The organism is Streptomyces sp. NPDC048484 (assembly GCF_040651415.1).
Taxonomy (GTDB): domain Bacteria; phylum Actinomycetota; class Actinomycetes; order Streptomycetales; family Streptomycetaceae; genus Streptomyces.
Window position 1 is genome coordinate 81,840 of sequence record NZ_JBEZJY010000013.1, and the last position, 19,398, is coordinate 101,237.

20 protein-coding genes and 1 pseudogene are annotated in these 19,398 nt (G+C 67.9%); 5 read left to right on the top strand and 16 right to left on the bottom strand.

Going from position 1 to position 19,398, the window contains the following annotated elements; genetic code table 11:
* Positions 1-7 precede the first annotated feature (7 nt).
* Together AB0D14_RS15330 and AB0D14_RS15335 are read left to right on the top strand one after the other, a co-directional pair.
* A pseudogene (locus AB0D14_RS15330) lies at positions 8-142 on the top strand (ABC transporter permease); the annotation flags it as partial.
* Between the two features lie 13 nt (positions 143-155).
* A complete protein-coding gene (locus tag AB0D14_RS15335) occupies positions 156-731 on the top strand; it encodes a cob(I)yrinic acid a,c-diamide adenosyltransferase (protein ID WP_362778727.1) in 576 nt (191 codons plus the stop codon).
* A gap of 57 nt (positions 732-788) precedes the next feature.
* Here AB0D14_RS15335 and AB0D14_RS15340 read toward each other — a convergent pair whose 3' ends face one another.
* Positions 789-1,343, bottom strand: coding sequence for a hypothetical protein (locus AB0D14_RS15340; RefSeq protein WP_362778728.1), 555 nt, complete (start codon positions 1,341-1,343; stop codon positions 789-791).
* Positions 1,344-1,505: 162 nt separating this feature from the next.
* Between AB0D14_RS15340 and AB0D14_RS15345 the strand changes: the two genes are divergently transcribed.
* The 3 genes from AB0D14_RS15345 (at position 1,506) to AB0D14_RS15355 (ending at position 5,356) form a co-directional block, all read left to right on the top strand.
* A complete protein-coding gene (locus AB0D14_RS15345; protein ID WP_362778730.1) occupies positions 1,506-2,762 on the top strand; it encodes a histidine kinase in 1,257 nt (418 codons plus the stop codon).
* On the top strand, positions 2,759-3,400 hold the full coding sequence (locus AB0D14_RS15350; RefSeq protein WP_362778732.1) for a response regulator transcription factor: 642 nt from the start codon (positions 2,759-2,761) through the stop codon (positions 3,398-3,400). Before AB0D14_RS15345 ends, AB0D14_RS15350 begins: the two co-directional genes overlap by 4 nt.
* A gap of 105 nt (positions 3,401-3,505) precedes the next feature.
* Positions 3,506-5,356, top strand: coding sequence for a glycoside hydrolase family 18 chitinase (locus tag AB0D14_RS15355; protein ID WP_362778735.1), 1,851 nt, complete (start codon positions 3,506-3,508; stop codon positions 5,354-5,356).
* Between the two features lie 46 nt (positions 5,357-5,402).
* Here AB0D14_RS15355 and AB0D14_RS15360 read toward each other — a convergent pair whose 3' ends face one another.
* From AB0D14_RS15360 to AB0D14_RS15430, 15 genes are all read right to left on the bottom strand, one after another.
* Positions 5,403-5,849, bottom strand: a complete 447-nt coding sequence (locus AB0D14_RS15360; protein ID WP_362778738.1) for a DUF2550 domain-containing protein — start codon at positions 5,847-5,849, stop codon at positions 5,403-5,405.
* A 128-nt stretch (positions 5,850-5,977) separates the two neighbouring features.
* Positions 5,978-6,352, bottom strand: a complete 375-nt coding sequence (locus AB0D14_RS15365; RefSeq protein ID WP_107021294.1) for a F0F1 ATP synthase subunit epsilon — start codon at positions 6,350-6,352, stop codon at positions 5,978-5,980.
* A gap of 128 nt (positions 6,353-6,480) precedes the next feature.
* Complete coding sequence (atpD, locus tag AB0D14_RS15370; RefSeq protein WP_362778741.1) at positions 6,481-7,917, bottom strand: F0F1 ATP synthase subunit beta; 1,437 nt, start codon at positions 7,915-7,917, stop codon at positions 6,481-6,483.
* The gene (locus tag AB0D14_RS15375) at positions 7,917-8,834 is read right to left on the bottom strand and encodes a F0F1 ATP synthase subunit gamma (protein WP_362778743.1); all 918 of its coding nucleotides are present in this window, start codon (positions 8,832-8,834) and stop codon (positions 7,917-7,919) included. Before AB0D14_RS15375 ends, atpD begins: the two co-directional genes overlap by 1 nt.
* A gap of 20 nt (positions 8,835-8,854) precedes the next feature.
* Entirely contained in the window at positions 8,855-10,447 is a 1,593-nt protein-coding gene (gene atpA, locus AB0D14_RS15380) for a F0F1 ATP synthase subunit alpha (RefSeq protein WP_362778745.1), read from the bottom strand.
* A gap of 170 nt (positions 10,448-10,617) precedes the next feature.
* Positions 10,618-11,433, bottom strand: coding sequence for a F0F1 ATP synthase subunit delta (locus AB0D14_RS15385; RefSeq protein WP_362778747.1), 816 nt, complete (start codon positions 11,431-11,433; stop codon positions 10,618-10,620).
* On the bottom strand, positions 11,430-11,984 hold the full coding sequence (locus tag AB0D14_RS15390; RefSeq protein ID WP_362778750.1) for a F0F1 ATP synthase subunit B: 555 nt from the start codon (positions 11,982-11,984) through the stop codon (positions 11,430-11,432). The genes AB0D14_RS15385 and AB0D14_RS15390 overlap by 4 nt, the downstream gene beginning before the upstream one ends.
* A gap of 41 nt (positions 11,985-12,025) precedes the next feature.
* Complete coding sequence (locus AB0D14_RS15395; protein WP_033285402.1) at positions 12,026-12,262, bottom strand: ATP synthase subunit C; 237 nt, start codon at positions 12,260-12,262, stop codon at positions 12,026-12,028.
* 74 nt (positions 12,263-12,336) lie between these two features.
* Positions 12,337-13,173, bottom strand: coding sequence for a F0F1 ATP synthase subunit A (gene atpB, locus AB0D14_RS15400; RefSeq protein ID WP_362778966.1), 837 nt, complete (start codon positions 13,171-13,173; stop codon positions 12,337-12,339).
* A 210-nt stretch (positions 13,174-13,383) separates the two neighbouring features.
* Positions 13,384-13,821: a hypothetical protein gene (locus AB0D14_RS15405; protein ID WP_362778968.1), complete on the bottom strand. Its 438-nt coding sequence runs from the start codon at positions 13,819-13,821 to the stop codon at positions 13,384-13,386.
* A gap of 309 nt (positions 13,822-14,130) precedes the next feature.
* Positions 14,131-15,525, bottom strand: a complete 1,395-nt coding sequence (locus tag AB0D14_RS15410; RefSeq protein WP_362778753.1) for an MraY family glycosyltransferase — start codon at positions 15,523-15,525, stop codon at positions 14,131-14,133.
* A gap of 470 nt (positions 15,526-15,995) precedes the next feature.
* Positions 15,996-16,493, bottom strand: coding sequence for a hypothetical protein (locus tag AB0D14_RS15415; RefSeq protein WP_362778755.1), 498 nt, complete (start codon positions 16,491-16,493; stop codon positions 15,996-15,998).
* Between the two features lie 182 nt (positions 16,494-16,675).
* On the bottom strand, positions 16,676-17,920 hold the full coding sequence (glyA, locus tag AB0D14_RS15420; protein ID WP_362778756.1) for a serine hydroxymethyltransferase: 1,245 nt from the start codon (positions 17,918-17,920) through the stop codon (positions 16,676-16,678).
* Between the two features lie 126 nt (positions 17,921-18,046).
* Positions 18,047-18,700: a protein-tyrosine-phosphatase gene (locus AB0D14_RS15425; RefSeq protein WP_362778971.1), complete on the bottom strand. Its 654-nt coding sequence runs from the start codon at positions 18,698-18,700 to the stop codon at positions 18,047-18,049.
* 23 nt (positions 18,701-18,723) lie between these two features.
* Entirely contained in the window at positions 18,724-19,371 is a 648-nt protein-coding gene (locus tag AB0D14_RS15430; RefSeq protein ID WP_362778758.1) for an L-threonylcarbamoyladenylate synthase, read from the bottom strand.
* Between the last annotated feature and the right edge of the window lie 27 nt (positions 19,372-19,398).

A 19,398-nucleotide genomic window follows, 5' to 3' on the forward strand; every position in this document is an offset into this window, starting at 1 on the left:
AAGCAAGGTGGACGCGATGCGGGACGCGTACGTCGGCTCGTACGCCACCGCCTCCATGGGGTACGGCGTCCTGGTGGCCGTCGGCCTCGCGGGGCTCGCCGTGACAGTGGGCACACGCGTGTTCCGAACGGCCGGAGCATAACTACGCTGTCCGCATGGTCAATCTGACGCGCATCTACACCAGGACCGGCGACCAGGGCACCACGGCCCTCGGCGACATGAGCAGGACCGCCAAAACCGATCTGCGGATCTCGGCGTACGCCGACGCCAACGAGGCGAACGCGGCCCTCGGCACGGCGATCGTCCTCGGCAACCTCGACGAGGAGATCGTGAAGGTCCTCTCCCGCGTCCAGAACGACCTGTTCGACGTGGGTGCGGACCTCTCCACGCCGGTCGTCGAGAACCCCGAGTTCCCGCCCCTGCGCGTCGAGCAGTTCTACATCGACAAGCTGGAGGCGGACTGCGACCGCTTCAACGAGCAGTTGGAGAAGCTCCGCTCCTTCATCCTCCCCGGCGGCACCCCCGGCGCGGCCCTCCTCCACCAGGCCTGCACGGTGGTCCGCCGGGCGGAGCGCTCTACGTGGGCGGCCCTGGAGTCCCACGGAGAGCTGATGAACCCCCTCACGGCGACCTACCTCAACCGCCTGTCGGACCTCCTGTTCATCCTGGCCAGGACAGCCAACAAGGAGGTCGGGGATGTTCTCTGGGTCCCGGGCGGCGAGCGGGTTTAGGGGCGCGGGGAACTGCGCGACCAGCCCCCACTCACCCGCACCCGCACTCCACGCCAATCACCGCTTCGTCAGGCCCGCCGCAGGCGACTTCTTGGGCCACACGAGATATGTCAACGCGATCACCCCATGAATCCCGGCCGCCCGCCACGCCACGTACCGCCAGTTCTCCAGTGAGGAGACACGGCCGGGATCATCGACGTACCAGATCGCGATCTGGAGCAGAACGGTCGCGACGGCCGCCGCCGTGACCGTGCCGAGCCACACCGCCCCCTCGTGCCGCGCCCGAGCCATTCCGTACCTGGGCGCACCAGCAGGCCGCGGACCACCCGCGAGACGGTGGGCCGCATGACCGTCGAGCCACGTCACCGTCCGATGCCCGTGCCCGACGGTGTACCCGACGTACAGCGCGGCCAGCCCGTGCATCCAGCTCGGCTCGGCGCCGTTCTTCAGGTCCAGCGCGGTGACCACCAGCAGGACGACTTCCAGCAGGGGCTCGCACAGCAACAGCGCCAGCCCTGTACGGCGCATCTTCAACAGATAGCGGAAGGTCAGCCCCGCGGCCAGCAGCACCCAGAAGCCGACCTCGCAGACGACGATCAGCGTGACGATCACGGCTCGCTCCTCTCGGTCACCCTTCCAGGCTCCCGTGGGCGAAGCCGCCGATCGTCGTCGGCGGTGATGAAGTCCTCCCGCGTCCTTCTGCATCCTTCGATGTACTCGCGGACCGTTCCCCAGGATCAGGCGGTGGGCAGGCACTGCGTGTTGGATGGAGTCATGCCCGTACGACTCCCGCGCCCGCACCGCGACGACGTGCGCATCGCGTTGGCGGGACTGCTCGGCGGACTCCTCCTGTGGGGCGCCGGCCTCGGCGCCCGTCCGGCCACCGACCCGATCGTGCTCTGGTCGGGCCGCTGGCCGGTCGTGCTGCTGCTCGCCGTGATGGCGGGCTGCGAGCTGCTGCGGCGGACCCGCCCGCGCACCGGCCTGTTGATCGGCGTCGCCACCCTGACCCTCGACACCATCACGCAGGGCAACCTGGTGACCCTCGTGATGTTCACGGACCTGGTGTACGCGGCCGTGCTGTACGGGCCGCCCGCCACGGCCCGCCGTGTCCTGTGGATCAGCGGGCTGCTCACCGTGCTCGGCGCGGTGGTGCCCCTCGCGGTCTGGCAAAAACCTGAGGCGCTGCTGATCGGCGTGGTCATCGGCGTCGTGGCGTTCACACCCGGCGCCACCGGCTGGGTCGTCCGCAACCATCGCGACGCCGCCGAGGCCGCCCGCCTGCGCGCCGAGCAGACCGCCCTGCTCGCCGAGATCGACCGTACCCAGGCCGTCGCGGCCGAACGCGCCCGGATGGCCCGGGAGTTGCACGACATGGTGGCCAACAACCTGTCGGCGATCGCCATCCACTCCACGGCCGCGCTCTCCCTCGACGACCCGGACACCTCGAAGGAGGCCCTCGGTGTCATCCGCGAGAACAGTGTCGAGGGGCTCGCCGAGATGCGCCGCCTCATCGGCATTCTGCGCGACAGCAGCGGTGACACCGAGCCGGCCGCCGCGCCCACCCTGGACGGACTCGACGCGCTCGTGGACCACGCCCGCGCCAACGGCCTCCACGTCGGCCTCGACCGCACGCACACGGCGCTTCCGGCCCCGGTCGAACTGGCGGCCTACCGCATCGTGCAGGAATCGCTGACCAACGCCCTCAAGCACGCCTCCCCCGGTCGGGTCACCGTCTCGCTCGTCCAGCGCGACCACGCTCTGGACATGTGCGTGACCAGCCCGTTCGGCGGCGACCGGGACGACGGCCCGCGCGCCCCCGGTTCGGGCGCGGGCCTGATCGGGATGCGTGAGCGGGTCGCCCTGCTCCAGGGCACGTTCGAGGCCGGACCCGGCCCCGGAGCCGTACCCGAGGCCGGCCCCGAGGCCGCACCCGGAGCCGCGCCCAAGGCCGGAGCCGCAGACCCGGCGGACGGCAGGATCTGGACGGTCCTCGCCACTTTCCCGCTCACCGAAGGAGAAGCCGAATGATCCGTGTGCTCGTCGCCGAGGACCAGTCCGCCGTACGCGCCGGTCTCGTCCTCATCCTGCGCAGCGCCCCCGACATCGAGGTGGTCGGCGAGGCCGCGGACGGCGAGCAGGCGGTGGCCCTGGCCAGGGAGCTGCGGCCCGACCTCGTCCTCATGGACGTCCAGATGCCCCGCCTGGACGGCGTCTCCGCCACCCGCCAGGTCGTCGACGAGGGCCTCGCCGACGTCCTCGTACTGACCACCTTCGACCTCGACGAGTACGTGTTCGGCGCGCTGCGCGCGGGCGCCGCCGGCTTCCTGCTGAAGAACACCGAGGCCCGACAACTCCTCGACGCGGTCCGCACGGTGGCGGGCGGTGAGGGCCTCATCTCGCCCGCGGTCACCCGGCGTCTGATCGCCGAGTTCGCCGCGAAGCCCGTACGCGGGCCGCGGACCGACCCGTCGGTCCTCGACGCGCTGACCCCGCGGGAACGGGAGGTCCTCTTCTGCCTCGGCGAGGGTCTGCCCAACGCGGAGATCGGGGTACGTCTCGACATGGCGGAGGCCACCGTGAAGACGCACGTCAGCCGCCTCCTGGGCAAGCTGGAGCTGCGCAGCCGGGTCCAGGCGGCTGTCCTGGCGCAGGAGTTGGGCGTGTAACAAGTAGTCGCACCGCGGCCCCACAGTGGTCTGGACCTATTGACCTATGGTCCAGACCTTTCTATTGTCCTGCGCACCTCACAAAACTCCCCCTAGGAGACGCGGATGCGCCTCGGACACAGACGCCTCGGGCACAGATTCGGACACAGGGCCGTGGCGGGGCTCACCACCCTGCTGCTGCCGTTCGCCGCGCTGGTCGGGCTCGCGAGCCCCGCCTCCGCCGCCACGTCGGCGACCGCCACCTACGCCAAGACCCAGGACTGGGGCACCGGCTTCGAAGGCAAGTGGACCGTCAAGAACACCGGCACCACGGCCATCAGCGCCTGGACCGTCGAGTGGGACTTCCCCTCGGGCACCTCGGTCACCTCCGCCTGGGACGCCGACGTCACCAGCTCCGGCACCCACTGGACCGCCAAGAACAAGTCCTGGAACGGCACCCTCGCACCGGGCGCCTCCCTCTCCTTCGGCTTCAACGGGGCGGGCTCCGGCTCCCCCGCCAACTGCAAGCTCAACGGCGGCAGCTGTGACGGCGGGCCCACGGTCCCCGGCGACAACCCGCCCTCCGCACCGGGCAAGCCGACCGCCTCCGGCATCACCAACACCTCGGTGAAGCTCGCCTGGAGCGCGGCCACCGACGACAAGGGCGTCAAGAACTACGACGTCCTGCGCGACGGCGCCAAGGTCACCACGGTCACCGGCACCTCGTACACGAACACCGGTCTGACCGCCGGCACCGACTACTCGTACACCGTCCAGGCCCGTGACACCGCCGACCAGACGGGGCCGGTGAGCGGCGCGACCGCCGTGCACACCACCGGCGGCACCACCGACCCGCCCACCGGCGACAAGGTCAAGCTCGGATACTTCACCGAGTGGGGCGTCTACGGCCGCAACTACCACGTGAAGAACCTGGTCAGCTCCGGCTCCGCGTCGAAGATCACGCACATCAACTACGCGTTCGGCAACGTCAAGGGCGGCAAGTGCACCCTCGACGACGCCTACGCGGCCACCGACAAGGCGTACACCGCCGACCAGTCCGTCAGCGGCACCGCCGACACCTGGGACCAGCCGCTGCGCGGCAACTTCAACCAGCTGCGCCAGCTGAAGGCCAAGTACCCGAACATCAAGGTGCTGTGGTCGTTCGGCGGGTGGACCTACTCCGGCGGCTTCGGTGAGGCCGCCGCCAACCCGGCCGCCTTCGCCGCCTCCTGCAAGGCCCTCGTCGAGGACCCGCGCTGGGCCGACGTCTTCGACGGCATCGACATCGACTGGGAGTACCCGAACGCCTGCGGCCTGAGCTGCGACACGTCCGGCTTCAGCTCCTTCAAGAACCTGACCCAGGCGCTGCGCAACGAGTTCGGCTCCAGCTACCTGGTCACCGCGGCCATCACGGCGGACGGCTCCTCCGGTGGCAAGATCGACGCTGCCGACTACGGCGGCGCCTCCGCGAACCTCGACTGGTACAACGTGATGACGTACGACTACTTCGGCGCCTTCGACGCGGACGGTCCGACCGCCCCGCACTCGCCGCTGACCTCGTACAGCGGCATCCCGACGGCCGGGTTCAACTCGGCCGACGCGATCGCCAAGCTCAAGAGCAAGGGCGTACCCGCGAAGAAACTGCTGCTCGGCATCGGGTTCTACGGTCGCGGCTGGACCGGCGTGACCCAGGCTGCTCCCGGCGGCTCGGCAACCGGCGCGGCACCCGGCACGTACGAGGCGGGTATCGAGGACTACAAGGTCCTCAAGAGCTCCTGCCCCGCCACCGGCACGATCGCCGGCACGGCCTACGCCTACTGCGGCAACAACTGGTGGAGCTACGACACCCCGGCCACCATCGGCACCAAGATGACCTGGGCCAAGAACCAGGGCCTGGGCGGCGCGTTCTTCTGGGAGTTCAGCGGCGACACCGGCAACGGTGAGCTGGTGAGCTCCATCAGCAACGGCCTGAGCTAGCACCTAGCACCTAGCGGCAACAACCCCACGCAGCGAGTGAACGTGGTTACGCCACGTTCACTCGCTGTCCCGGTGGCGCCGCTTCGAGCCACGCGAGAAACCCCGTCAGCGCGTCCTCGCTCATCGCCAGCTCCAGGCGCGTACCGCGATGGACACAGGTGAGGATGAACGCGTCGGAGAGCAGCGCCAGTTCCTCCTCGCCCTCGGGAGCGCGACGGCCGGCCACCTCGATCGCCGAGCGTTCGAGCGTGCGGCGCGGCCTCAGGGCGTACGAGAAGACGCGGAACCACTCGATCCGGTCGCCGTTGTAGCGGGCGATGCCGTAGCCCCAGCCCTTGCCGCTGGTGTCGCCCTTCTCCGGGACGTTCCAGCGGAGGCTGCAGTCGAAGGTGCCGCCCGAGCGCTGGATCACTCTGCGACGCAGGCCGAAGACGAAGAGTCCGAGGGCCACCAGCGCTACTACCGACCCGACCAAAGTCAGAGCGAGGACCATCGACACCGACCTCCTCGTCTCCTAGGTAACGGAAAGGAAAAAAGCACCCGCATCGCCTCAGCCGCGACCCGGTCCGGATTAGCTCCGGTCCTGGCCGCGGCTGAGTCACTTCCTCTGGCGCGCTGGTTTCAGTGCGCCGACACCGCCCGCAGTCGGACGTCCGCGCGACGCTCGGCGGACGCGTCGGCGTCCGACTTCGCGCGCTCGAACGCTCGCTCCGCACGCTGGACATCGATCTCGTCCGACAGCTCGGCGATCTCGGCCAGCAGGGACAGCTTGTTGTCCGCGAAAGAGATGAAACCGCCGTGCACCGCGGCGACGACCGTTCCACCATCACTCGTACGGATGGTCACCGGGCCCGACTCCAGCACACCGAGCAGCGGCTGGTGACCGGGCATGACGCCGATGTCGCCGGACGTGGTGCGCGCGACGACCAGGGTGGCCTCGCCGGACCAGACACTGCGGTCCGCGGCGACGAGCTCGACATGCAGCTCAGCAGCCAAGGTGGGCTCCTCGGGTCACCACCCGGCCTTCGCTGCCGGGTGTTGGGTCTAAGTCTAGTGGGCGTGGTGATGGGGGCAGGGCCCGCCCCGCGAGGCACGGCCCCGCCCCCTCACCGGGAACACGTGGTTCAGGAGACGCCGAGCTCCTTGGCCTTGGCCTTGAGGTCCTCGATGCCACCGCACATGAAGAACGCCTGCTCCGGGAAGTGGTCGTACTCCCCGTCGATGATCGCGTTGAAGGCCGTGATCGACTCCTCCAGCGGAACGTCCGACCCGTCGACGCCGGTGAACTGCTTGGCGGCGTGGGTGTTCTGGGACAGGAAGCGCTCCACGCGACGGGCACGGTGGACGACGAGCTTGTCCTCCTCGCCCAGTTCGTCGATACCGAGGATCGCGATGATGTCCTGGAGGTCCTTGTACTTCTGCAGGACCGTCTTGACGCGCATGGCGGCGTCGTAGTGCTCCTGCGCGATGTAGCGCGGGTCCAGGATGCGGGACGTGGAGTCCAGCGGGTCCACGGCCGGGTAGATGCCCTTCTCGGAGATCGGACGGGAGAGCACCGTCGTCGCGTCGAGGTGGGCGAACGTGGTGGCCGGGGCCGGGTCGGTCAGGTCGTCCGCGGGAACGTAGATCGCCTGCATCGACGTGATCGAGTGACCACGCGTCGAGGTGATGCGCTCCTGAAGCTGACCCATCTCGTCGGCCAGGGTCGGCTGGTAACCCACCGCGGACGGCATACGGCCGAGCAGGGTGGAGACCTCGGAACCGGCCTGGGTGAAGCGGAAGATGTTGTCGATGAAGAACAGCACGTCCTGCTTCTGCACATCGCGGAAGTACTCCGCCATGGTCAGACCGGCCAGGGCCACGCGCAGACGGGTGCCCGGGGGCTCGTCCATCTGGCCGAAGACAAGAGCGGTCTTGTCGAGAACACCGCTCTCTTCCATCTCCGCGATGAGGTCGTTGCCCTCACGGGTGCGCTCACCGACGCCCGCGAAGACGGAGACGCCCTCGTGGAGGTTGGCGACACGCATGATCATTTCCTGGATCAGCACGGTCTTGCCGACACCGGCACCACCGAACAGACCGATCTTGCCGCCCTTGACGTACGGGGTGAGAAGGTCGACGACCTTCAGACCCGTCTCGAACATCTCGGTCTTCGGCTCGAGCTGGTCGAACGAGGGGGCCTTGCGGTGGATGGTCCACCGGTCGCCCGTGTAGGCCTCGTCGGAGTTCAGCACCTCGCCGAGGGTGTTGAACACCTTGCCCTTGGTGAAGTCACCGACCGGGACGGAGATACCCGTGCCCGTGTCGGTCACCGCGGCCTGGCGGACCAGACCGTCGGTGGGCTGCATGGAGATGGTGCGGACCAGACCGTCACCCAGGTGCTGGGCGACCTCAAGGGTCAGCGTCTTCCTCTCGCCGGCGTTGGCCGGGTCGGCCACCTCGACGTGAAGGGCGTTGTAGATCTCCGGCATGGCGTCGACGGGGAACTCCACGTCGACGACCGGGCCGATGACCCGGGCGACGCGGCCCGTGGCAACGGCCGTCTCAACTGTCGTCGTCATTACCTGTCACTCCCCGCGGTCGCGTCGGCGAGGGCTGCGGTGCCACCGACGATCTCGCTGATTTCCTGGGTGATTTCGGCCTGGCGGGCCGCGTTGGCAGATCGGGAGAGTGAAGTGATCAGGTCTCCCGCGTTGTCGGTCGCCGACTTCATCGCGCGGCGCGTGGCGGCATGCTTGGAGGCAGCCGACTGGAGCAGCGCGTTGTAGATACGGCTCTCGACGTACCGCGGCAGAAGGGCGTCCAGGACGTCCTCCGCCGACGGCTCGAAGTCGTACAGCGGAAGAATCTCGTCCTTGCTGGACGTCTCCTCCGCCACCTCGTCGAGGCTGAGCGGCAGCAGACGGCTGTCGACCGCCGTCTGCGTCATCATCGAGACGAACTCGGTGTAGACGATGTGGATCTCGTCCACGCCGCCCTCCGCCGTCTCCTTCTCGATGGCCTCGATCAGCGGAACGGCGACGTTCTTCGCGTCCGCGTACGAGGGCTGGTCGGTGAAGCCCGACCACGATTCCGAGACCTTGCGCTCACGGAAGTTGTAGTGGGCGAGACCACGGCGGCCGACGATGTACGTGTCGACCTCCTTGCCCTCGGCCACCAGACGCGCGGTCAGCTTCTCCGCCGCCTTGATGGCGTTGGAGTTGAAGGCGCCGGCCAGTCCGCGGTCGCTCGTGAGGAGCAGCACCGCGGAACGGGTCGCCGTCTCAGCCTCCGTGGTCAGCGGGTGCTGGGTGTTCGAACCGGTTCCGACCGCCGTGACCGCGCGGGTGAGCTCGGTCGCGTACGGCGCGGAGGCCCGTACCTTGCGCTGCGCCTTGACGACACGCGAGGCGGCGATCATCTCCATCGCCTTGGTGATCTTCTTGGTCGCGGTGACGGATTTGATGCGACGCTTGTAGACCCGGAGCTGGGCTCCCATGAGTCAGGTCCCTTCCGTCGTCACTTGCCCGCAGCGGCAGGGGAGTCCTCGCCGAGCAGCTTGCCGTCCGACGTCTCGAACTGCTTCTTGAAGTCCGCGATCGCGTCGGCGATGGCCTGCAGGGTGTCGTCCGACATCTTGCCGCCCTCCTTGATGGAGGTCATGAGGCCCTGCTCCTTGCGGTGCAGGTACTCAAGCAGCTCCTTCTCGAAGCGGCGGATGTCGTTGACCGGAACCTCGTCCATCTTGCCGGTGGTACCCGCCCACACGGAGACGACCTGGTCCTCGGTGGCCATCGGCTGGTACTGAGCCTGCTTGAGCAGCTCGACCATCCGCTGACCGCGGTCCAGCTGCGACTTCGACGCGGCGTCCAGGTCGGAACCGAAGGCGGCGAACGCCTCCAGCTCACGGAACTGGGCGAGGTCCACGCGCAGCCGGCCGGAAACCTGCTTCATCGCCTTGTGCTGCGCGGAACCACCGACTCGGGAGACGGAGATACCGACGTTCAGCGCGGGGCGCTGACCGGCGTTGAACAGGTCCGACTCCAGGAAGCACTGGCCGTCGGTGATCGAGATGACGTTGGTCGGGATGAACGCCGAGACGTCGTTGGCCTTCGTCTCGACGATCGGCAGACCGGTCATCGAGCCCGCGCCCAGCTCGTCCGAGAGCTTCGCGCAGCGCTCAAGCAGACGGGAGTGCAGGTAGAAGACGTCACCGGGGTAGGCCTCGCGCCCCGGCGGACGGCGCAGCAGCAGGGACACGGCGCGGTAGGCGTCGGCCTGCTTCGAGAGGTCGTCGAAGATGATGAGGACGTGCTTGCCCTCGTACATCCACTGCTGGCCGATGGCCGAACCGGTGTACGGCGCCAGGTACTTGAAGCCGGCCGGGTCGGACGCCGGGGCGGCGACGATGGTCGTGTACTCCAGCGCGCCGGCCTCTTCGAGGGCGCCACGCACGGAGGCGATGGTCGAGCCCTTCTGGCCGATGGCGACGTAGACGCAGCGGACCTGCTTCTTCGGGTCGCCCGTGCGCCAGTTGTCACGCTGGTTGATGATCGTGTCGATGGCCAGAGCGGTCTTGCCGGTCTGACGGTCACCGATGACCAGCTGACGCTGGCCACGGCCGATCGGGGTCATCGCGTCGACGGCCTTGTAGCCGGTCTCCATCGGCTCGTGCACCGACTTACGGGCCATGACGCCCGGAGCCTGCAGCTCCAGGGCGCGGCGGCCGGACGTCTCGATCTCGCCGAGGCCGTCGATCGGGGTGCCGAGCGGGTCGACCACGCGGCCGAGGTAGCCCTCGCCGACAGCCACGGACAGGACCTCGCCGGTACGCGTGACCGGCTGTCCCTCCTCGATACCGCTGAACTCACCGAGGACGACCGCACCGATCTCGCGCTCTTCCAGGTTCAGTGCGAGACCGAGGGTGCCGTCCTCGAACTTCAGCAGTTCGTTGGCCATGGCCGAGGGCAGGCCCTCGACCTTCGCGATGCCGTCGCCGGCAAGGGTGACCGTACCGACCTCCTCGCGCGAGGCCGCGTCCGGCTTGTACGACTGGACAAAGTTCTCCAGCGCATCCCGGATCTCCTCCGGCCGGATCGTGAGCTCCGCCATCTGGGTTCCCTGCTCTCCTTGTTGGGCCCGAAGTTTTCTTGGGGGGTCTGGGGCTGTTTCCCTTGCGGCTGAGCCGCGGGCCCCCAGGAATCCTCTGCACGGCCCAACCAGGGCCGTAACTTGCCGTAAGTACTGCGGTGTATTGCTGCTGTACGCGTATTGAGTTGCTGCTAGCTCGCCATGCGGCGGCTGACGTCCTCAAGCCGGTCCGCGATGGAACCGTTGATGAGCTCGTCGCCGACCTGCACCCGGATCCCGCCGAGGACCTCGGGGTCCACGTCGAGGTTGAGGTGCATCGGGTGGCCGTAGAGCTTCGCGAGGGCGGCGCCGAGGCGCTGCTTCTGCACGTCGCTCAGTGGAACCGCCGAGGTGACGACGGCGACCATGCGGTTGCGGCGCTCGGCGGCGAGCTTGGACAGGGACTCGAGTCCCGACTCCAGGCTACGTCCCCGGGGCGCGGCCACGAGGCGTGTGACCAACCGCTCGGTGACGGCGTCGGCCCGGCCGCCGAGCAGGCTGCGCAGCAGCTCGCTCTTGGCCGCGGTCGTGGCGCCACGGTCGGTCAGCGCGGCGCGCAGCCCGGTGTTCGAAGAGACGATCCGGCCGAACCGGAACAGCTCGTCCTCGACGTTGTCGAGCGCACCCGCCCGCTGGGCCGCCGTGAGGTCGGCGGTGTCGGCCAGCTCCTCGACGGAGTCGACCAGGTCGCGCGAACGCGACCAGCGGGAGCGCACCAGACCGGCCACCAGGTCGGCCGTGGTACCGCTGACCTGGCCGGCCAGGAGGCGCGCGGCCAGTTCGGCCTTCGCCTCGCCCGCCTGCGCCGGGTCGGTGAGGACCCGACGCAACGACACCTCGCGGTCGAGCAGCGCGGTGACGGCGGCCAGCTCGTCGGCGAGCTGCGCCGCGTCCACGGACGTCGAGTCCGTCAACGCGTCGAGACGCTCACGTGCGGCGGCCAGGGCCTCGCGGCTCGCTCCGTTCATCGCGTGGCCTCGGCCTTCGAAGCGCTCTCGTCGAGACCGTCGAGGAACCGGTCGATCGTGCGGCTCTGCCGGGCGTGGTCCTCAAGGGACTCGCCGACGAGCTTGCCGGCCAGTTCGGTGGCCAGCTGGCCGACGTCCTGGCGCAGCGCGGACGCGGCGGCCTTGCGGTCGGCGTCGAGCTGCGAGTGACCGGCGGCGATGATTTCCTCGCGCTGCCGCTGGCCTTCCGCGCGCATCTCGGCGATGAGCGTGGCGCCCTGCTCCTGCGCCTCCTGGCGCAGACGCGCGGCTTCGTGCCGGGCCTCGGCGAGCTGAGCCTTGTACTGCTCGAGCACGCTCTGCGCCTCGGACTGAGCGGCCTCGGCCTTCTCGATACCGCCCTCGATGGCCTCGCGGCGCTGCTCCAGAACCTTGTTGATGTTCGGGAGGAGCTTCTTGGCGAGGAAGCCGAAGACGATGACGAAGGCGATCAGGCCGATGACCAGCTCGGGAATCGGCGGAACGAGGGGACTCTCCATCTCCTCGGCCGCGACAATGAGCAGCTGGCTCATATCAGTGCCTTTCGTCTAGTGGGCTGTCGTGAATCCGACGACTACTGGCCGTAGACGAACGGCATGACCAGGCCGATGAGGGCGAGCGCCTCACAGAAGGCGAAGCCAAGGATCTGGTTGGCGCGGATCAGGCCGGCAGCCTCGGGCTGGCGGGCAAGGGCCTGGGTGCCGTTACCGAAGATGATGCCGACGCCGACGCCGGGGCCGATCGCGGCAAGGCCGTAGCCGATGGAGCCGAGGGAGCCGGAGACAGCGGCGAGGGTCTCAGTGGCAGCCATGCTGATTCTTCCTTCTCTGTACGGACCGGCGGGGGTTGACCACCGGACGCTAAGGGGGTTTTACAGGGGGTTGCTCAGTGGTGCTCGGCGAGCGCGCCCTGAATGAAGGTGCAGGTCAGAAGCACGAAGACGTACGCCTGCAGCGCCTGGATGAAGAGTTCGAAGGCCGTCATCACGATGACCATGACGAACGAGACGCCGGCGTAGGCGATGCCGATCCCGTTCAAGAGGTACCAGCTGGCAATCGTGAAGAGCAGCAGCAGCGTGTGGCCCGCGAACATGTTCGCGAAGAGTCGCACGGCGTGGGTGAACGGCCGGACCACCAGGTTCGAGAAGAACTCGATGACCATCGCCAGCGGCAGAACCGCGCCGAGTTCCTTGTTGTATCCCGTGAAGTTCTTGAAGGCACCGACGAAGCCGTGCCGCTTGAACGTCAGCGAGACCCACAGGATGTAGACGATCAGGGCGAGAACCAGCGGGTACGAAATGATCGACGTCACCGGGAACTGGGCGATCGGAATGATCGACCAGAGGTTCATCATCCAGATGAAGAAGAACAGCGAGACGACGAGCGGAACGTACTTCTCGCCCTCCTTCTTTCCGATCGTCTCGTAGACGACGCCTCGTCGGATGAAGTCGTAACCCGTCTCGGCCACCATCTGCAGCTTGCCCGGGACCACCTGCGGCTTGCGGAAGGCAGCCCAGAAGAAACCGATGATGATGACGGAGCCGAGCAGCGCCAGGAGCATCGTCTTGTTGAAGTAGACGCTGCTGTCCGCGTCGCCCACCAGGGGCTCGAACAGGAACGAGTGCAGGCCGGGAGCCGGGAATCCACAGCCGTCGAAGATGTGGCAGTCGGTCTCGAAGGCGAGCACCTGCGTCGGGTCAGCACTCACCGCGGGCTCCTTCAGCGTGGCGCATAGGTACGGCAACCTCGTTGTGTCGGCGCGGCGCACGGCCGCGGTTCGGCACTGGACTGGTGTTACGGGTATGGGGGCGGCAGGAGGGCATCGAGCCTCGCGCTGGGGCAGGCGTCAGCTCAGATGCCCGCGCCCGCGATGCCGCAGTTGGCACCGGACGATAGCAGGATCCCCGACGTGCCCTTATCCCGGCCCTACCCCTCACGACGAGTGCCCCGTCTTTTCGGGCTTGTCGCCCTTCGAGGAGTCGGGTTCGACGTAAAGGATCTTGGCCTTCATGTGGGCACGCGCCTGGGCGCCGATCCACGCGAGCGTGGTGGCGACAAGTGTGACGGCGAACGCCCTGGGGTTGAACAACGTCGTGTTCTTGAAGGCCGCGACGAAGATGAACAGCAGAAGGAGCTGTGCCGTATAGAGCATCAGACCCATCGCCTGGAAAAGGTGCGGAAGCGATGCGGCGACGCGCTGTAGAACGTACAGCCCAATACCCATGAAGAGGATCACGACCAGCGTCGCCACGACGGCCCCGACCGCCCCCTTGCCACCCGCGACCACACCACTGACGACGGCGGCGATCGCGCCGACGGTAGCTGTGGGCCCAGCGGCCTGGAGAAGGGTCCGGACGTCGTTGGAGGGCATGGCGGCAACTCCGCTTTGCTCAAGGGGGATGGTGTCGTCATGGACGAGCGTAGTCCCGGACAGAGAGAGAACCTCACCGCCAACGAACCGTCGCACTGCGGTCCTTCGGCTCTGCCCTGGGTTCTCGTGAACCGTATCACAAACTATTTGATGAGGTCTTTACCTGGCTGGTGTGCTCGGCGTCACACATGAGGGTGAACATGCACGTCTGTGCAGCCGGGCGACCAACTTGTCTGGTATTAGGGCGTTTTCTGGGAGCCGCCCACCGGGCGACTCTTGCACGATTCTTACCCGGCGTCAGCCCCGGTTTCAGCGCGAGGTGCCGGCCCTGGGCTCGTCCAGGAGGCGCGAACGGGGTCCAACGGCGGTCGCCCCGTTGACTCCTGAGACTCCGATGGCCACCGGAGTGCGGTGTTCCGCACCCTCGGCGCTGCCGTCCTCGGCCTCGTCCTGCACCCCTTCGCCCGTTGCGTACGCACCCGCCGGGGCGCCTTCCCCGCCTTCCCCGCCTTCCCCGCCTTCCGCATCCACGGCCTTTTGCCGGCGGTAGCGGGGCGGCACGAGGTTCTCGGCCCAGCGCGGGGCACGCGGCGTGAACCGCGGCAGCAGGAGCAGGACCAGGCCCACCGCGCTGAGCGCCATGATGCCGAGCACGATCCACATGGCACCCGAGTTCACCGAGTAGGCAAGGGCTCCGAAGGCGATCAGCGCCGACCAGAAGTACATGATGAGCACGGCACGGCTGTGCGAGTGCCCGATCTCAAGGAGACGGTGGTGCAGGTGCCCCCGGTCGGCGGCGAACGGGGACTGGCCCCGCCAGGTACGCCGCACGATGGCGAGCACCAGGTCGGCCGCCGGGACGGCGATGATCGTCAGGGGCATCAGCAACGGGATGTAGACGGGAACCATCTGGTGGACACTGTTGCGCTCAGATCCCGAGAACAGCTTCATCAGATCAGGGTCGACCTGCCCCGTCACCGAGATGGCGCCGGCGGCTAGAACGAGGCCGATGAGCATCGAGCCCGAGTCGCCCATGAAGACGCGAGCGGGGTGCATATTGTGCGGCAGAAAACCGAGGCACATACCCATAAGGATCGCTGCGAAGAGCGTCGCTGGGGCAGCGGCTTCGATTCCGTAGCCGTACCAGATGCGGTACGCGTACATGAAGAACGCAGCGGCCGCGATGCACACCATGCCTGCAGCAAGGCCGTCCAGGCCGTCGACGAAATTTACCGCGTTGATGGTAATGACGACGAGAGCGACAGTGAGCAACGTGCCCTGCCATGTAGTGAGCGCAACCATACCGACGCCAGGGAGGGGTAGCCACAGAATCGTAAGACCCTGCATGACCATGACGCCCGCGGCGATCATCTGGGCGCCGAGCTTGATGAGGGCGTCGAGCTCGAACTTGTCGTCCAGGACACCGATCAGCCAGATGAGCCCGGCTCCAGAGAGTAGGGCCCGCGGCTCGTTCGACCTGGAGAAGACCTCGTGAAGGTTGGTCAGGTGGTCGGCAACCAGCAGGCCCGCGCACAAGCCAAAGAACATCGCGATACCGCCGAGCCGCGGTGTAGGCTCTCTGTGCACATCCCGCGCACGGATCTCCGGCATCGCTCCGGCAATGATCGCGAACTTCCGCACCGGCCCGGTCAGTAGGTACGTCACCGCAGCCGTGATACAGAGCGTCAGCAGGTATTCACGCAAGGCTTCCCCACAGATCTCGCCAGTCTTTCAGCACCACACCCTAGCGTCCCACGTCTGTTGATGAACCCAGCATTGGACGCAGGGACGGGGCAAAGCGGCCGAACCAGGCTCGCCGCTCTTCGCATCGACAGATTCCGTCTACGAGGCACACGTCTTTCCGTACTGTACGTCGCTCATGCCCGAGAGCAACTCACATGTGGAAGGTGAGGGATGCGCGTCACCGAAGGTGCATCCCCCACTCTCGACATCACAGTGCCAGCAAGTCGCTGCCATAACAGCGGTAGTTGCAATGAGAGGAGGCTACTACGCCAGCGCGTAACCACGAAGCCGTCCCCAGCCTCATGCACGTCCACCATAACGTGGGCAGCCGCCCATCCCCACCACAATCTGGACTGGCGGCAGCGCTCACGCACGAACCGCCCCGGACCACTAGGCCGGGGCGGTTCGACCGAACCAGGGAAGGCAGACGGTCAGGCTATGGCTGTACCGCTCCCGCAGAAGCGGACTGCGCCGTTCGCGCCATTCTTGAGGCATGCGTCTATGTACACCTTGGTTCCGTCAGCAATATTCGGGAGGTACTTGTATTCACAGCCATCCCCCATTCCGGTCGCATCCTCGACTTCCCGGATGTCCCAGTTGCCGTTGCTGTCCTGCCACGAGACGTTCGCGTAGACACGGAGGCCGTCCGACTGCTTATCGCAGGCGCCCAGGACCTCGGGGTTGTCCGCACCGTGATCGAAGTCACCCCAGAAGATTCCGGTCCCCCCTATCGGATTTCCATCTGTCGTGGCGACGGACACCGTGTTGCTGGGGTCCGCCGCAGCTGTGGCCGCAGTAGCCCCCACCAGCAGGACCGCCGCAGCGACGACACAAGCGGGAGAAAAGCGCCGGAAGATCACAAAACCTCCAGAAGGTCCAAGAGAAGAACGTTTCCTGATGATCTTATGAACATCCTTGACGAAGAACAAGGACGCGGGCGCGCTTTACCCAGCGAGACCGTCTGCGGGATGCAGGCAAAAGGGGCGAGCAGGGTCAAATGATTATCGCCGTCCAGTCCAGGTGTCGAAGTGGACCGGCGCGTAACCTTACCTACGTCGACCATTACTCTCTTGAGTACGTCAATTGCCCCACCATTCCCTTGCGTATGTATTCAATATGGGATAAATCGGCTAGTAAGTTCCCGTACCTCCGCATACGCCTCCTTCCCCGCAATGTCATTCCGCAGCACACCCGCGAACAGCACCGCGATCCCGGCCATCTCCGCCTCCCCCATGCCCTGCGTGGTGACGGCTGCCGTGCCCAGGCGCAGTCCCCGCACGTCGGGGTGGGGCAGCGCACAGGTGTCGAGGACCATTCCGGCGGCGGCCAGACGGCCACGGGCGGTGCGGCCGTCCACGCCGAGCGGCGCCGGGTCGACGGTCAGCAGATGGGTGTCGGTGCCGCCGGTGGTGACCAAGAGCCCCTCGACGGCCAGGCTCTGTGCGAGCACCCGCGCGTTGGCGACCACCTGATGGGCGTACGCGGTGAACGCCGGAGTCGCCGCCTCGCCGAACGCGACGGCCTTGGCGGCGACGGTGTGCATCTGCGCACCCCCCTGGGTGAAGGGGAAAACCGCCCGGTCCACCCGCTCGGCCAGCTCGCTCCCGCACAGCAGCATGCCGCCGCGCGGACCGCGCAGCACCTTGTGCGTGGTCGCGCACACGACATCGGCGTACGGGACCGGGCTGGGCGCCGCTCCCCCGGCCACGAGGCCGATGGGGTGGGCGGCGTCGGCGATGAGATACGCGCCGACCTCGTCCGCCACCTCGCGGAAGGCCGCGTAGTCGATGTGCCGGGGGTACGAGATGGATCCGCACACGATGGCTTTCGGCCGGTGGGTGCGGGCCAGCGCGCGCACCTGCTCGTGGTCGATGAGCCCGCTCTCCGGGTCGACGCCGTAGCCGACGAAGTCGAACCACCGGCCTGAGAAGTTCGCGGGCGACCCGTGCGTGAGGTGGCCGCCGTGCGGCAGGCCCATCGCGAGGACGGTGTCACCGGGGCGCAGCAGGGCGGCGTACGCGGCCAGGACGGCCGAACTCCCGCTGTGGGACTGCACATTGGCGTGTTCGGCGCCGAAGAGGGCCTTCGCGCGGTCCACGGCGACGCGCTCGGCGAGGTCGACCAGTTCGCAGCCGCCGTGGTGCCGGGCGCCGGGATATCCCTCGGCGTACTTGTTGGCGAGCGGCGAGCCCAGCGCGGCCAGCACGGCCGGCGAGCTGAAGTTCTCTGCGGCGATCAGCTGCAGCGTCGTGCTCTGCCGCGCCAGCTCCGCGAGAAGGATCTCGGCCAGCTCCGGATCCTGCCGCCCGAGCACATCGACCGGCAGCGGACCTTCAAGCGTGTGTGTGACCGGCATGGCAGACTCCGGGCCTCGGCGGGGGAACGCTATGTCCAATGTAGGACCGAGTCCTCTGCTGCGCCCGGTGTTACGCCCGAGCCGCCGCCCCCGCCCGCTCCTTCGGCCGTGCGCCCCGCCGCCCGCTCAGGTGCGCGCCGGCGCACCGGTGAGCGCCGTCACCACAGGGTCCAGCGCCTGGTTGATCTCGTCGCCCACCGAACGGAAGAACGGCAGGGGCGCCCCGTACGGGTCGTACACCTCGTCCGCCTCCGCGGTCGGCGCGAGGAGCCACCCGCGTAGCGCCGCCGCGGCGCGGACCAGAGCCCGGGCGCGCTCGACCATGCCGTCGTCCAGAGGAGGCAGTGTCGTGGGATCTATGGCACGGACCAGGCGGGTGAACTCCTTCAGGGTGAAGGTCCGCAGGCCCGCCGAGTGGCCCATGGAGATGACCTGGGCACGGTGGTCGCGGGTCGCGGTGAGGACCAGGTCGGCCCTGATGACGTGCTCGTCCAGCAGCTCACGGCCCACGAAGCCGGAGGCGTCCGCGCCGAAGTCCGCGAGGACCGCCTCCGCGTTGGCCTCCATGGGCGCGCCCTCGTGCCCCCAGGTGCCGGCGCTCTCCACGATCAGGCCGCCCCACAGGGGGTCGCCGAGCCGGTCCGCCAGGGCATGACGGGTCAGCCGCTCGGTGATCGGCGAGCGGCACACGTTGCCGGTGCTGACGTGGAGGATGCGAAAAGAGGAGTCACCCAGGGCTCCGTCGCCGTAAGCCCCCGTGTACCCCGTCCCCGTACCTATGCCACGCCCCGCGTCAGGGGCTGTCAATTCGCCACCTCGAGGTCGGGTACGACCTTGCGCAGCTCCTCGGCCGACAGCGCCCCGGCCCGCAGCAGCACCGGCACCTTGCCCGTCACGTCGACGATCGACGACGGGACGATGCCGGGGGTCGGGCCGCCGTCCAGGTACACGGAGACGGAGTCGCCGAGCATCTCCTGCGCGGCGTCACAGTCCTCGGGGGACGCGTGTCCCGTGAGGTTGGCGGACGAGACGGCCATCGGACCGACCTCGGTCAGCAGCTCGATGGCGACCGGGTGCAGCGGCATGCGCACGGCGACGGTGCCACGGGTGTCCCCGAGGTCCCACTGGAGGGACGGCTGGTGCTTGGCGACGAGGGTCAGCGCGCCCGGCCAGAAGGCGTCGACGAGCTCCCAGGCCATCTCGGAGAAGTCCGTGACCAGGCCGTGCAGCGTGTTCGGTGAGCCGATGAGGACGGGCGTGGGCATGCTCCGGCCACGGCCCTTGGCCTCCAGCAGGTCGGACACGGCCTCCGAGCTGAACGCGTCGGCGCCGACCCCGTACACGGTGTCGGTCGGCAGCACGACGAGTTCGCCCCGGCGGACGGCGGACGCGGCCTCACGCAGACCCGTCGCGCGGTCGGTCGCGTCGTTGGTGTCGTATCGCCGTGCCATATCAGCAAGCCTCCTCGAACACGCGGA

Coding starts and splice junctions, on each gene's coding strand:
- AB0D14_RS15335 (WP_362778727.1), top strand. CDS start 156: ATGGTCAATCTGACGCGCATCTACACCAGGACCGGCGACCAGGGCACC.
- AB0D14_RS15345 (WP_362778730.1), top strand. CDS start 1,506: ATGCCCGTACGACTCCCGCGCCCGCACCGCGACGACGTGCGCATCGCG.
- AB0D14_RS15350 (WP_362778732.1), top strand. CDS start 2,759: ATGATCCGTGTGCTCGTCGCCGAGGACCAGTCCGCCGTACGCGCCGGT.
- AB0D14_RS15355 (WP_362778735.1), top strand. CDS start 3,506: ATGCGCCTCGGACACAGACGCCTCGGGCACAGATTCGGACACAGGGCC.
- AB0D14_RS15360 (WP_362778738.1), bottom strand. CDS start 5,849: ATGGTCCTCGCTCTGACTTTGGTCGGGTCGGTAGTAGCGCTGGTGGCC.
- atpD (WP_362778741.1), bottom strand. CDS start 7,917: ATGACGACGACAGTTGAGACGGCCGTTGCCACGGGCCGCGTCGCCCGG.
- AB0D14_RS15375 (WP_362778743.1), bottom strand. CDS start 8,834: ATGGGAGCCCAGCTCCGGGTCTACAAGCGTCGCATCAAATCCGTCACC.
- atpA (WP_362778745.1), bottom strand. CDS start 10,447: ATGGCGGAGCTCACGATCCGGCCGGAGGAGATCCGGGATGCGCTGGAG.
- AB0D14_RS15385 (WP_362778747.1), bottom strand. CDS start 11,433: ATGAACGGAGCGAGCCGCGAGGCCCTGGCCGCCGCACGTGAGCGTCTC.
- AB0D14_RS15390 (WP_362778750.1), bottom strand. CDS start 11,984: ATGAGCCAGCTGCTCATTGTCGCGGCCGAGGAGATGGAGAGTCCCCTC.
- AB0D14_RS15395 (WP_033285402.1), bottom strand. CDS start 12,262: ATGGCTGCCACTGAGACCCTCGCCGCTGTCTCCGGCTCCCTCGGCTCC.
- AB0D14_RS15405 (WP_362778968.1), bottom strand. CDS start 13,821: ATGCCCTCCAACGACGTCCGGACCCTTCTCCAGGCCGCTGGGCCCACA.
- glyA (WP_362778756.1), bottom strand. CDS start 17,920: ATGCCGGTCACACACACGCTTGAAGGTCCGCTGCCGGTCGATGTGCTC.
- AB0D14_RS15430 (WP_362778758.1), bottom strand. CDS start 19,371: ATGGCACGGCGATACGACACCAACGACGCGACCGACCGCGCGACGGGT.